13 protein-coding genes are annotated in these 11,603 nt (G+C 66.9%); 5 read left to right on the plus strand and 8 right to left on the minus strand.

Annotated features, from left to right (window positions below):
- Nucleotides 1–204 precede the first annotated feature (204 nt).
- Nucleotides 205–864: an RIO1 family regulatory kinase/ATPase gene (locus V3B48_RS18345; protein WP_032127129.1), complete on the minus strand. Its 660-nt coding sequence runs from the start codon at nt 862–864 to the stop codon at nt 205–207.
- A 436-nt stretch (nt 865–1,300) separates the two neighbouring features.
- Between V3B48_RS18345 and V3B48_RS18350 the strand changes: the two genes are divergently transcribed.
- Nucleotides 1,301–2,206, plus strand: coding sequence for an aspartyl/asparaginyl beta-hydroxylase domain-containing protein (locus V3B48_RS18350; protein WP_024957655.1), 906 nt, complete (start codon nt 1,301–1,303; stop codon nt 2,204–2,206).
- 113 nt (nt 2,207–2,319) lie between these two features.
- Here the strand turns inward: V3B48_RS18350 and speE are convergent, their stop codons facing one another.
- A complete protein-coding gene (speE, locus tag V3B48_RS18355; RefSeq protein ID WP_032127130.1) occupies nt 2,320–3,171 on the minus strand; it encodes a polyamine aminopropyltransferase in 852 nt (283 codons plus the stop codon).
- Nucleotides 3,172–3,361: 190 nt separating this feature from the next.
- Between speE and speA the strand changes: the two genes are divergently transcribed.
- Both speA and V3B48_RS18365 read left to right on the plus strand, forming a co-directional pair.
- Nucleotides 3,362–5,251: an arginine decarboxylase gene (gene speA / locus V3B48_RS18360; protein ID WP_012512349.1), complete on the plus strand. Its 1,890-nt coding sequence runs from the start codon at nt 3,362–3,364 to the stop codon at nt 5,249–5,251.
- A gap of 43 nt (nt 5,252–5,294) precedes the next feature.
- Complete coding sequence (locus V3B48_RS18365) at nt 5,295–5,615, plus strand: DUF6122 family protein (RefSeq protein WP_005411369.1); 321 nt, start codon at nt 5,295–5,297, stop codon at nt 5,613–5,615.
- 212 nt (nt 5,616–5,827) lie between these two features.
- Here the strand turns inward: V3B48_RS18365 and V3B48_RS18370 are convergent, their stop codons facing one another.
- From V3B48_RS18370 to V3B48_RS18380, 3 genes are read right to left on the minus strand one after another with little or no spacing between them, the layout of a single operon-like run.
- Nucleotides 5,828–7,147: a HAMP domain-containing sensor histidine kinase gene (locus V3B48_RS18370; protein ID WP_329894190.1), complete on the minus strand. Its 1,320-nt coding sequence runs from the start codon at nt 7,145–7,147 to the stop codon at nt 5,828–5,830.
- Complete coding sequence (locus V3B48_RS18375) at nt 7,144–7,803, minus strand: response regulator transcription factor (protein ID WP_164080972.1); 660 nt, start codon at nt 7,801–7,803, stop codon at nt 7,144–7,146. The genes V3B48_RS18370 and V3B48_RS18375 overlap by 4 nt, the downstream gene beginning before the upstream one ends.
- Nucleotides 7,803–8,093, minus strand: a complete 291-nt coding sequence (locus V3B48_RS18380) for a PepSY domain-containing protein (protein ID WP_182266838.1) — start codon at nt 8,091–8,093, stop codon at nt 7,803–7,805. Before V3B48_RS18380 ends, V3B48_RS18375 begins: the two co-directional genes overlap by 1 nt.
- Before the next feature lie 151 nt (nt 8,094–8,244).
- Here V3B48_RS18380 and V3B48_RS18385 point away from each other — a divergent pair, with 151 nt between their 5' ends.
- The gene (locus V3B48_RS18385) at nt 8,245–8,679 is read left to right on the plus strand and encodes a PepSY domain-containing protein (protein ID WP_329894191.1); all 435 of its coding nucleotides are present in this window, start codon (nt 8,245–8,247) and stop codon (nt 8,677–8,679) included.
- Between the two features lie 128 nt (nt 8,680–8,807).
- Here the strand turns inward: V3B48_RS18385 and V3B48_RS18390 are convergent, their stop codons facing one another.
- The 3 genes from V3B48_RS18390 to V3B48_RS18400 all read right to left on the minus strand — a co-directional run bounded on the left by V3B48_RS18390 (nt 8,808) and on the right by V3B48_RS18400 (nt 11,133).
- On the minus strand, nt 8,808–9,290 hold the full coding sequence (locus V3B48_RS18390) for a hypothetical protein (RefSeq protein WP_049400799.1): 483 nt from the start codon (nt 9,288–9,290) through the stop codon (nt 8,808–8,810).
- 126 nt (nt 9,291–9,416) lie between these two features.
- Nucleotides 9,417–10,625, minus strand: a complete 1,209-nt coding sequence (locus V3B48_RS18395) for an FAD-dependent oxidoreductase (RefSeq protein WP_329894192.1) — start codon at nt 10,623–10,625, stop codon at nt 9,417–9,419.
- A gap of 13 nt (nt 10,626–10,638) precedes the next feature.
- On the minus strand, nt 10,639–11,133 hold the full coding sequence (locus V3B48_RS18400; protein ID WP_012512342.1) for a lipocalin family protein: 495 nt from the start codon (nt 11,131–11,133) through the stop codon (nt 10,639–10,641).
- Between the two features lie 182 nt (nt 11,134–11,315).
- On the opposite strand from V3B48_RS18400, the gene V3B48_RS18405 reads away from it, so the two are divergent.
- Nucleotides 11,316–11,564: a hypothetical protein gene (locus tag V3B48_RS18405; RefSeq protein WP_006399378.1), complete on the plus strand. Its 249-nt coding sequence runs from the start codon at nt 11,316–11,318 to the stop codon at nt 11,562–11,564.
- Nucleotides 11,565–11,603 lie beyond the last annotated feature (39 nt).

The raw sequence follows: 11,603 nt of genomic DNA on the forward strand, positions 1-11,603 counted from the left end.
TCCCCTTTGGGGGCCGTACGATCCTTTATCGACGTTCGTGTGCGGGATGGGGATCGCTCGACTCGTCTGTCGGCTAGTATCCGCAGATGCATGCTTGACGGTCCCTCCACCCTGGCTCCTACATACCGCGTAGGAGCCGGGAGGAACATACAAGCATGGCTCGACTCTACAAGGAGCGGTAAAGCGGTCGAGCAAGCTCGACCCCTACCGGCGCTTCGCCCACTTATAGAACCGCTTCCAGCCCTGCCGCACAGCCGCTACCCAACCCGGGTCGGCCACCAGCGCGGCCTGCGCGGCACTCGGCGCCTGGCCGGTCACGCGCTGGCGGATCTTCAGCAGGTTCTTCATGTCGCTGCGGCGCATCTGGCGGCTCAGCGGGTTGCGGCGGAGCCAACGCGGGGCCCGCCAGGCCGAGGTGAAGTCCAGCAGCACCGGTACGCCGCTGCTGACCACCACGTTGGTGCCATGCAGGTCGTTGTGGGTGATGCCGGCGGCGTGCAGGCGGCTGAGCGCGTGCTGCAGCTGCTCGAACACTTCATTGCCCACGGCCTGCGCGGTGCTCAGGGTCTGGCCGGGAATGAACTCCATGCCCAGCGCCAGGCCACCGAGGGTGCCGAGCAGTGCAGGGGCATGCTTCCAGCCGCCGAGGCGCTGCAGCATGCGGGCTTCACGGCGCACCATCAGCCGGGCGATCAGCGAAACGGGAGTGCCGCGGTAGCGGGAATAGTCCTTGATGACCGCCTCGCGCCCGTCCAGGCAGGTACGGTAGACGTCGGGGGCCAGGAAGCGTTCGCCGCGCTTGAGCAGCAGCGGGGTGGCGGCGTCATCGCCGCAGGAGGAGGGGGGGAGAGCAGGAAGATACATGTCGGGGTCTCGGACGACCCGGTGGGTGGCGCAAAGCGTCAAGCGAACCGGTGTTACAGGGAGTTACTAAGTTTTCGTTAATTTTAGTACTCGCCAGTTCGCTATTCCACGATTTGTCGGAGAAATGTCGGGGTCGTGGCTGGAACAGTTCGTCGCGCCCAATCGGACAATTCTGTCTCACTTGGCCGGTGGTTCTTTCAGAATCAATAGGTTGCATTTCGCTCTGCCTCGTTCATCCGCGGCCCGCTGAACGTCACGCACGTCCAGCTTGACCCCGACGCACGGCCTGCCGACCATAAGCTGTTAATTCGCGACATCGGCGGCCGCCCCTTCCTGGCACGTCCCCGTCCCCTGCCGCGGTCCCCACCGGTGCTGGCCGCCAGGCCGTGCATCGCCCTGATTCCCGTTCCGGCTGCGGCTGGAGGAAAGTGTTTTGATCATCAAAATCGTCATTGCAGCGCTGTTCGTCGCCTGCGTGCTGTACATCCACTTCCGTGGCAAGGTCCGCGCGCGCTGGTCGCGCCAGCTGCTGGACCACTCCAGTTTCATGGCCCCGATCAACGTGGTCATGTACATGTTCTCGAAGGTGCCGACCACGCCGTTCCTGGACCCGGCCAAGGAATTCCCGCAGCTGGAGCCGCTGCGCCAGAACTGGCAGATGATCCGCGACGAGGCGCTGGCGCTGCGCGATGCACAGAAGATCGCCGCCTCCAGCACGTTCAACGATGCCGGCTTCAACTCGTTCTTCCGCCGTGGCTGGAAGCGCTTCTACCTGAAGTGGTACGGCCCGTCGCACCCGTCGGCGAAGGCGATGTGTCCCAAGACCACCGCGCTGCTGGAGTCGCTGCCGGATGTGCGCGCGGCGATGTTCGCGCAGCTGCCGTCGGGCAGCGAACTGCGCCCGCACCGCGACCCGTTCGCCGGTTCGCTGCGCCTGCACCTGGGCTTGGCCACGCCCAACAACGACGGCTGCTACATCGAAGTGGACGGCATCAAGAAGAGCTGGCGCGACGGCGAGTGGATGATGTTCGACGAGACCTACATCCACCACGCGCACAACGAGACGCCGGATGATCGCGTGATCCTGTTCTGCGACATCGCCCGCCCGCTGCGCTTCGGCCTGCCGGGCCTGTTCAACCGCGCGGTGGCGGCCACGCTGCTGGCCGGTGGTGCCTCGCCGAACCTGCCGGGTGACCCGACCGGTGGCGTCAACAAGGCCTTCGGCAGCGTCTACAAGGTGCGGTTGAAGGCCAAGGCACTGCGCGAGCGCAGCGTGGTGGCCTACCAGCTGATCAAGTGGGGCCTGGTGGTGGCGGTGATTGCCGGTATCTGGGCGCTCTGATCGTTACATGCGGTTGCCGGCCAGCGGCCGGCACTACCGGACCATGAAAAAACCCGCGCTGTTGCCAGCGCGGGTTTTCTTTTGGGTGGGTGCCGACCGTTGGTCGGCACGCCTTACTTCAGCGCCGCCTGCACGAACGGCGGGGTCACCAGCACGCCGGTGTGCAGCGCGGCGGTGTAGTACAGGGTGTTGAAGGTCTTGGCGGCTGAGTCGGCCTGGCGGAAGTCGAAGCTGCTGTCGCCCTTGCGCGCCATGGTCACGCTCCACCAGCCGGTGGGGTAGCACGGCTGCGGGAACGGCAGGGTCTTGAACGAACCGAAGCCGGCCTTGCCCATCTCGGTGCGCATTTCGTTGATCAGGTCCAGCTGCATCAGCGGCGACTCGGACTGCTGCACCAGGATGCCGTCGTCCTTCAGGGCCTTGAAGCAGCTCTCGTAGAAGGCCTTGTTGAACAGGCCTTCGCCGGGGCCGACCGGGTCGGTCGAATCGACGATCACCACGTCCACGCTGCCGGCCGGGCAGTTGGCCATGTAGGCCACGCCGTCGTCGAACAGCAGCTCGGCGCGGGCGTCGTCGTTGGAATCGCACAGTTCCGGGAAGTGCTTGCGCGCCATCACCGTGACCTGCTCGTCGATATCGCACTGGGTCACGCTCTCCACGCCGGTGTGCTTGAGCACTTCGCGCAGGGTGCCGCAGTCGCCGCCACCGATGATCACCACGCGCTTGGGCGCGGCGTGGGTGAACAGCACCGGGTGGCTGATCATCTCGTGATAGAAGAAGTTGTCCTTGCTGGTCAGCATGATGGCCCCGTCGATGGTCATCAGGTTGCCCCAGTCGGTGGTCTGGAAGATCTCGATCTTCTGGAACGGCGACTGCACCTCGTCCAGCTTGCCGGTGATGCGGTAGCCGATGGCCGAGCCGGTGCGCTCGAAGTGTTCGATGTACCAGTTGTTGCTGTCAGTCATTGAAAACAGTCCTGTTCGGAGGGGTGAAGCCGGGCTGGCGGGCGGGGCCGCGTGGCACAGATGCCACATCCGGACGGATCGGCCCGTTCAGGTTGGAACCTGTCACGGGCGCGGGCGCGCATGATAACGAACCTGTGGGCATATAGGCGTTATCATGCCCCCCCTTTTATTGCCAACAAGGCCGACTGAAATGACCGATTGGTCCCTCGACCAAGCCCGCAAGACCTACTCGATCCCGCATTGGGCGGACGGTTACTTCGACGTGGATCAGGCCGGGCACATGGTGGTGAGACCGACCGGGGCGGACGGCCCGGTGGTGTCGCTGCCCAAGGTGGTCGACGCGGCGCGTGCGGCCGGCGCCAAGCTGCCGTTGCTGGTGCGCTTCCCGGACATCCTCGGCCAGCGCCTGGGCAAGCTGCAGGCGGCCTTCGGCCAGGCCCAGCAGGACTGGGAATACAGCGGCGGCTACACCGCCGTGTACCCGATCAAGGTCAACCAGACCCGCGGCGTGGCCGGCACCCTGGCCAGCCACCACGGCGAGGGCTTCGGCCTGGAAGCGGGCAGCAAGCCCGAGCTGATGGCCGTGCTGGCACTGTCGCGCCCGGGTGGCCTGATCGTCTGCAACGGCTACAAGGACCGCGAGTACATCCGCCTGGCCCTGATCGGCCGCAAGCTGGGCCTGCAGACCTTCATCGTCATCGAGAAGCCGTCCGAGCTGAAACTGGTGCTGGAAGAGTCCAAGGCGCTGGACGTGAAGCCGGGCCTGGGCGTGCGCATGCGCCTGGCCTCGCTGGGCGCCGGCAAGTGGCAGAACAGCGGTGGCGACAAGGCCAAGTTCGGCCTGTCGCCGCGCCAGTTGCTGGACCTGTGGAAGTCGCTGCGTGACACCGAGTACGCCGACTGCCTGAACCTGCTGCACTTCCACATGGGTTCGCAGATCTCCAACGTGCGCGACATCGCCAACGGCATGCGCGAAGCCACCCGCTACTTCGTGGAGCTGTCGCGCCTGGGCGCGAAGATCACTCACGTCGATGTGGGCGGTGGCTTGGGCGTGGACTATGAAGGCACCCGTTCGCGCAGCTTCTGCTCGATCAACTACGGCCTGCATTCATACGCCAGCAACATCGTGCAGCCGCTGGCCAATGCCTGCGAAGAGTTCGGCCTGACCCCGCCGCGCATCGTTACCGAGTGCGGCCGCGCGATGACCGCGCACCACGCGGTGCTGATCGCCAATGTGTCGGAAGTGGAAGAAGCGCAGGAAGGCCGCGTGCCGGACCAGCACGACGACGAGCCGGCGGCGATCCGCCACCTGCGCGAGATCCACGACGAGCTGGACGTGCGCCCGGCGGTGGAGCTGTTCCAGGAAGCACAGCACTTCCACGCCGAAGGCCTGGCCAGCTACGCGCTGGGCCAGATCGATCTGCCGCAGCGTGCGCGCATCGACGATCTGTTCTACGCCATCGCCCATGGCGTGCGTGCGCGCCTGAGCTACGACGAGAAGAGCCATCGCCCGGTGCTGGACGAACTGAACGAGCGCCTGGTCGACAAGTACTTCGTCAACTTCAGCGTGTTCGAATCGATCCCGGACGTGTGGGCGATCGACCAGGTGTTCCCGATCGTGCCGATCGAGCGCCTGGACGAAACCCCGGACCGTCGCGGCATCATCGCCGACATGACCTGCGACTCGGACGGCATGGTGGAAACCTATGTCGAGAACGAGAGCCTGGACAGCTCGCTGCCGCTGCACAAGATGAAGCCGGGCGAGAGCTACCGCATCGGCTTCTTCATGGTCGGCGCCTACCAGGAAATCCTGGGCGACATCCACAACCTGTTCGGCGATACCGACGCGGTGGAAGTGCTGGCCGATGCCGATGGCTATGCCATCACCCAGCAGCGTCGCGGCGACACCACCGACGTGATGCTGGATTACGTGGGTTACCGCCTGGACGAACTGCGCGCGACCTACGCGCAGCGCGTGGCCGAGGCGCAGCTGTCGCCGGAACGTGCGCAGGAGCTGTCGGAGGCGCTGGAAGCGGGCCTGACCGGTTATACCTACCTGTCCGACGAACCGCTGGTCTGAGGTCAACGGGAACGCCGGGCCTGGCCCGGCGCTACCGGCCCCGATGAGCGCGCGCGCGATCTTCCACCTGTTCCTGCATGCCGCCGTGCCAGCCCTGCTGGCATGGCTGTTCTGGCGCAAGCGCTTCGCCTCGGCGTGGCTGCTGATGCTGCTGGGCTGGATCATCGATCTGGACCACCTGCTGGCCGATCCGATCTATGCACCGAACCGCTGCAGCATCGGGTTCCACCCGCTGCACACCGCACCGGCGATTGCGGTCTATGCCGGGCTGTGCGTGCCGAAGAAAACGCGGTTGTTCGGCATCGGTTTGATCATCCACATCGTGCTGGACGCGATTGATTGCTGGTGGATGCATCACCGTTGATGCTGGGTGCGTGTCGACCAAGGTCGACACCTACCGGGGGGGCGATGGCCGACGGAACTGATGTACTGCTTTGGTAGATGCCGACCTTGGTCGGCGCTTTTGATGCGTGTCGACCAAGGTCGACACCTACCGGGTGCACGGCGACCGGCGTTCCCGGTGACCACGTGGTTGCCGGCCAGCGGCCGGCACTACCCACCGTCAGGTTGGCCGCTTCACGCCACCGGCAACCACAACGTCGCACGCAGGCCCGGCTGCGCATTTTCCAGCGCAACGCGTCCGCCATAACTGGCAGCGATATCACCCACAATCGCCAACCCCAGCCCACTGCTGCCCTCGCGCTCATCCAGGCGCACGCCACGCTGGGTGACCTGTTCCAGCGCGTCTGCAGCCAGCCCGGGGCCGTCGTCGCGTACCTCAATGCGCAACTGCCCTTCGCTGGTGTCTGCAGTGACGTCCACCCGCTGCTTCGCCCACTTGCCGGCGTTGTCCAGCAGATTGCCCAGCATCTCCTCCAGGTCCGCACTGGCACCGGCGAACTGCAGCGCCGGATCGATACCAGCCGCCGTGAACGTGATGCCACGTTCGCCATGCACGCGTGCCATCAGCCGGCACATCGCCTGTGCGACTGCCGCCACGTCGGTGCGCTGGCGATGGTCGGCGGCCAACCCTGCGGCCAGGTAACGGTCGACGCTGGCCTGCATACGCGCACTCTGCTCGCGTACGGTGGCGCGCCAGTCCGCGCCGTCGCCGTCGGCCTCAGTGGCCAGCACGCTCAGCGGGGTTTTCAGCGCATGCGCCAGATCCTGTGCACTGGTGCGCGCGCGCGCGACCATGCGTTGCTGATGCTCCAGCAGCGCGTTGAGCTCCTCGCCCAGCGGTGCGACCTCCGCACCCAGCCCCTGTGTATCGATGCGCTGCGCGTCGCCGCGCCGCACCCGTTCCAGCTGTGCACCGAGGCGATGCAATGGACGCAATCCGAAGTGCACCTGGCTGGCCAGCACCGCCAGCCACGCCGCGACCAACACACCCAGCGCGATGGCAGTACGCTGGCGGAACGCGGCAACGTCTGCATCCAGCGCGCTGCGATCGGTGGCGACCACGGCCACGAACGGTTCGTTGGCGCGTGGCAGGCGCACCTGCTGCACGCGTGCGCGCAGGGATTGCTGCAGCGGCCCACTCAGATTGCGCGTGGCCGGCCCGCTGGCTGTGACGGGCAGGGTTTCATCCCACAGCGAGCGCGACTGCAGCAGTACGCGGCCATCGGCGCCGGCGATCTGCCAATAGGCACCGGAGAACACACGCTGGAAGCGCGCGTCATTGGGTTCCTGGCGCAGGCGCAGCTGTCCGTCCGCATCCACTTCGGCCTGCGCCAGCAGGGTCAGCATGTCCTGCTGCAGTTCATGGTCGAAGCGATCGCGCGCGCTGCGCTTGAACAGCTCGCCCAGCAGTGCACTGGCCAGCAGCGAGACCAGCAGCAGGCCGACACCGCCAGCCAGCAGCAGGCGCCGTCGCAGCGAGGGTTGCCGGTTCATGGCGCGGCCAGCCGCCAGCCCTGGCCGCGCACGGTCTGGATCAGGTCGATGCCGAGCTTGCGGCGCACCCGCCCGAGCAGCACGTCCAGTGCGTTGGAGTCCGGGTCATGGCCGCAGTCGAACACCTGTTCACCCAGCCGGTCGCGGCCGATCACCTGGCCGCTGTGGTGGATGAAGTAGCTGAGCAGGCGGAACTCCTGCGGGCTCAGCGCCAGCGCCTGCCCATCCAGCTCGAAGCGGCCTGCATTGACGTCCAGTTGCAGCGGGCCGCAGTGCAGGCGCGGGCTGGCGTGGCCGTGGCTACGGCGGATCAGGGCGCGCAGGCGCAGCACCAGTTCGTCGGCCTGGAAGGGTTTGGTGAGGTAATCGTCGGCGCCGGCGTCGAAGCCGGCCAGCTTGTCGTGCCAGCGCCCGCGCGCGGTCAGCACCAGCACCGGAAAACTCCGGCCGTTGCCGCGCCAGCGCTCGATCACGCTCAGTCCGTCCAGCCCGGGCAGGCCCAGGTCGACGATGGCGGCCTGCAGATCCTCGATCTGACCGATTTCCTCGGCCTCGCGACCGTCGGTAACCGCGTGCACCACGTAGCCGGCCTGTTCCAGCAGGGGCAGCAGGCGCTGTGCCAGCGCAGCATCGTCTTCGGCCAACAGGATGCGCATCAGTCGTCCAGTTCCGTCTTCAGCAGCTTTCCGCTGCGCGCATCATAGTCCAGCTCCACCACCACGCCATCTGCGCGCAGGATCTCCACTTCGTAGACGCCGTCGTCCAGCTCCACTTCCAGCAGCTGGCCCGGAAAGCGCTTGAGCGCATCGCGCACCACGCTTTCCAATGGCACGTAGCGGCCCTGCTGCACGGCGCGGCGCGCGACCTGCTGCGCCGGGTCCTGTGCCGGTGCGGCGGCGGTGGGGGCGCTGGCCAGGGCCAGCAGCAGGGGCAGGGTGGAGAGCATCGGGGCGCAGGGCGGGCTGTAGGAACAGGCGTGAGTGTGCCGGGGCTGACTAACAGCTGGCTAACAGTGCCGGCTAAGGAGCTGTTAACCACGGGGTGCATTGTGGCGTTGCCGGGATGGTCCGGCCACGAACACGAACAGGAGAACCCCCATGTTGAAGTCGCTCACCGTCGCCACTGTTGCTCTGCTGGCCATCGCACCGGCCGCACAGGCTGCACCGCTGGGCATGGCCCAGGTCGAACAGACCCTGCGCAAGGCCGGCTACACCCAGATCCACGAGATCGAACGCGATGATGGCCTGTGGGAGGCTGACGTGAGCCGCGCCGATGGCCGCTTCAGCGAGGTCTACGTTGACCCCAAGACCGGCGAGATCTTCGACGAGCACAGCGGCCGCGCGCTGTTGACCACCGAGCAGGTGCTGGCACGGGCACAGGCGCATGGCCTGCGCGAGATCCATTCGCTGGAACGCGATGGTGCGACCTGGTCGCTGGAAGCCCGCAATGCCCGCAACCAGAAGGTGGACGTGCGCCTGAGCGGCTATGACGGCCGCATCCTGCACAGCGAGCGCGATGGCTGGCTGGATTGATTCGCGTGCCGGTAGGTGCCGGCCGCTGGCCGGCACACCGGGAGAAAGCGTGTCGACCAAGGTCGACACCTACCGGACACGTGCAGCGTTAGCGGCCGACCTTGGTCGGCCCAGGCCCGACGCGGCGCTTACCAGCCAAACGGCGGCGGGTAATCCCAGTAGCCCGGGCCGCGGCCGTAGTAGCCGCCGTACGGGCCGTAGAAGCCCGGGCCCTTGCCTTCGCTCACGTGGATGTTGACGTTGACCCCGTGGGTCTTGCCTTCATCGGTGGTGTAGTTCTTGCTCAGGTTCAGTGTGGCGGCGTTGTAGTGGCTGTTGCCACCGTTCTTGGAATAGCCGATGCCGGTGGTGAAGCTGCCGGACACTTTGACCTTGTCGTCGGTGACGTCGGCGATCTTCGCGTCGTCGTGCACGCGCGGGCCGCTCTTGTCACCGTAGTACGTGCCCGGCGGGTCCTGCTGCAGGGCCGGGTCGTTGAGGTAGCGCATCGGCGCCTGCGGCAGCGTCAGGTCCAGGCCGGCGGCCTGCGGCGCGGTGGCGCCAGCGGCGGACTGGGCCAGCACGGTTCCCGGCAGGGCCAGGCACAGCAGCAGGGTCAGGGGGCGGATCATGACGGCGCTCCAGCGGACAGGTGGCCGCGCAACACGCGGCGGTACAGGCCGACGCTAGCAGGGGTTGCTTGAATGATGCCTGTCGGCGCCGGATTGGGGTAGAGCCAGGCCATGCCTGGCTGCAGGTCACAGCCGCCCGAACCCGAACAGCCCTTCCAGCGCATGCCTGCGCCGCTCGATCCGGGCCCGCAGCAGCTGGGCGCCGATCATCGAATAAGTGATGCCGTTGCCGCCGTAGGCCATGGCGAAATGCACCCGTGGCCCCCACTGATCGTGCGGGCCGAAGAAAGGCAGGCCGTCGGCGGTTTCGGCGAAGGTGCCGGCCCAGGAGAAGGCGGGCACCGGATCCAGCCGCGGGAACCAGTGCTGGAGCTGTTTCATCAGCTTGTCGGCCTTGCGCTCTACGCGCCGATCGCGGCGGGCGGGGATGTCGATGGCGTCGTCCAGCCCGCCCACCAGCAGGCGGCGGTCGCCGGTGGCGCGCAGGTAGAGGTACGGGCGTGCGCTCTCCCACACCATCGTGTTGCGCAGCCGGCCCAGCACGTCCGCATCGATCGGGTCGGTGATGAAGGCATAGCTGCTGCGGTTGCGTGCGACGCGCTGATGCAGCCAGCGTTGGTTGGCATAGCCTATTGCCAGCACCACGTGGCGGGCGTGGATCGTGGCGCCGTCCTCGGTGAGGGCGGTTACCCCGCGCGCGCTGGGCGTGAGCGTGTGCAGTACCGTACGGTCATGCACATTGCCGCCGCGCCGGCGCACGCGTTGCAGCAGCGCATAGGTCAGGCGATAGGGATCGACCCGCGCCGCCTGGCGCGTGAGCAGGGCACCGCCGGCGTCCACGCCGAAGCGTTCCTGCAGTGCCTCCGGGCCGAGCCAGCGGGCATCCAGACCGATGCCGCGCCGCGCCTCACCTTCGGCCATCAGGCGCGGCACGTCGCGATGGCGGCTGGCCAGGTACAGGCTGTCCATGCGCTGGAAATCAACGTCTTTCAGGCCGCGAGCCACGTCGCCCAGGGCCGGAATCGCCTCGGCACACGCCCGATAGGCAAGCGCGGCGGCGTCCTGCCCGTAGCGCTCGGTCAGCTCCAGCAGGTGGGTATCGATCTCGTACTGCAGCAGCGCGGTGCTGGCGGCGGTGCTGCCCCAGCCGATGTCGCGCTGCTCGATCACCGCCACGTCGTGGCCATGACGGGACAGTTCGTCGGCAATCAGCGCACCGGTGATGCCGCCGCCGACCACCAGCACGTCGCAGCGCAGATCCTTTTCCAATGGCGGAAACGCCTGGATCAATCCATTGCGTACCGCCCACCAGGGGTAACCGCTCTTCAGGTCCATGGCCGTGTGCTGCTCAGGCGGTGGGACGGCCGGTATGCGGGGTCTGGATCAGTTCGGACAGATCGAAGCCCTGCAGGCGGGCGGCCGCCAGATAATGGTCCTGCACGGTCGCGTCCAGGCGCGGCTCGCGGGCCAGCAGCCACAGGTACTTGCGATCGGGGCTGCCGACCAGTGCCACGCTGTAGTCCGGCGCGACCTGGATCACCCAGTAGTCGCCCTTGGCGAACGGCAGCCAGCGCAGGCCCTTGGGCAGGAAGCTCACCTCCAGGCGCGCGCTGTCGTTGTCGACGGCGCAGGCCTCGCCGGTGGCTTCCTCGACCTCGCCGTCCATACGGCAGCGGTTGGTGACGCCGACGTTGCCGTTGTCGAGCAGGGTGTAGTGCGCCGACACGTCGGTGCAGCCTTCCGGTTCATGGCGCATCGGCAGGCGTGCGATCTCGTACCAGGTGCCCAGGTAGCGGGGCAGCTTGAGGTCGGCGACGGTTTTCAGCGGCGGGTGCTCGGTCATCAGCAGTCGTGGCAGGGGTGGGCCTCCACGATGCCGATGGCCTTGCCATGGGCGGGTGAAGCCGGGGCGATGGCCGTGTCCAGAACGTTCCGTCGCCCCGGCGGAGCGCCCGTTGTCACCGGCGTGGCGGTATCCTGCTGCCAGCGCCGTGTTTTCCTGATCCAACCGAGGTGGAGGTGCCGATGTACCAGGTGATCCTGTTGAAGAGTGAATCCGCGTTCGCACGCGAACAGTGGCCGCAGGTCGATGACCTGGTCGACTACGAAGGCGTGGCCTACAGCCTGCGTGCCGGCCCGCGCCAGCCGCTGCCGACCGACCACGACTGGCACCCGGTGGCGGTGTATGCGCCCGATGAGATTACCGAGGAAGAGTTCCAGGACTGGTACGCGCTGCAGCAGCCGACGGTGGAAGAGCTGCGCCTGAAGTACTGATGCTCGACGCTGCCAGGGCCGTCCATCCGCCCTTGACCG

Source organism: Stenotrophomonas sp. SMYL20 (assembly GCF_036320045.1).
GTDB classification, from domain to species: domain Bacteria; phylum Pseudomonadota; class Gammaproteobacteria; order Xanthomonadales; family Xanthomonadaceae; genus Stenotrophomonas; species Stenotrophomonas maltophilia_A.

Excerpts from the sequence above, each read along its gene's own strand:
- speE (WP_032127130.1), bottom strand. The coding sequence starts at position 3,171 with ATGACTGACAGCAACAACTGGTACATCGAACACTTCGAGCGCACCGGC.
- V3B48_RS18390 (WP_049400799.1), bottom strand. The coding sequence starts at position 9,290 with ATGATCCGCCCCCTGACCCTGCTGCTGTGCCTGGCCCTGCCGGGAACC.
- V3B48_RS18365 (WP_005411369.1), top strand. The coding sequence starts at position 5,295 with ATGAGCGCGCGCGCGATCTTCCACCTGTTCCTGCATGCCGCCGTGCCA.
- V3B48_RS18400 (WP_012512342.1), bottom strand. The coding sequence starts at position 11,133 with ATGACCGAGCACCCGCCGCTGAAAACCGTCGCCGACCTCAAGCTGCCC.
- speA (WP_012512349.1), top strand. The coding sequence starts at position 3,362 with ATGACCGATTGGTCCCTCGACCAAGCCCGCAAGACCTACTCGATCCCG.
- V3B48_RS18375 (WP_164080972.1), bottom strand. The coding sequence starts at position 7,803 with ATGCGCATCCTGTTGGCCGAAGACGATGCTGCGCTGGCACAGCGCCTG.
- V3B48_RS18345 (WP_032127129.1), bottom strand. The coding sequence starts at position 864 with ATGTATCTTCCTGCTCTCCCCCCCTCCTCCTGCGGCGATGACGCCGCC.
- V3B48_RS18370 (WP_329894190.1), bottom strand. The coding sequence starts at position 7,147 with ATGAACCGGCAACCCTCGCTGCGACGGCGCCTGCTGCTGGCTGGCGGT.
- V3B48_RS18405 (WP_006399378.1), top strand. The coding sequence starts at position 11,316 with ATGTACCAGGTGATCCTGTTGAAGAGTGAATCCGCGTTCGCACGCGAA.
- V3B48_RS18395 (WP_329894192.1), bottom strand. The coding sequence starts at position 10,625 with ATGGACCTGAAGAGCGGTTACCCCTGGTGGGCGGTACGCAATGGATTG.
- V3B48_RS18380 (WP_182266838.1), bottom strand. The coding sequence starts at position 8,093 with ATGCTCTCCACCCTGCCCCTGCTGCTGGCCCTGGCCAGCGCCCCCACC.
- V3B48_RS18385 (WP_329894191.1), top strand. The coding sequence starts at position 8,245 with ATGTTGAAGTCGCTCACCGTCGCCACTGTTGCTCTGCTGGCCATCGCA.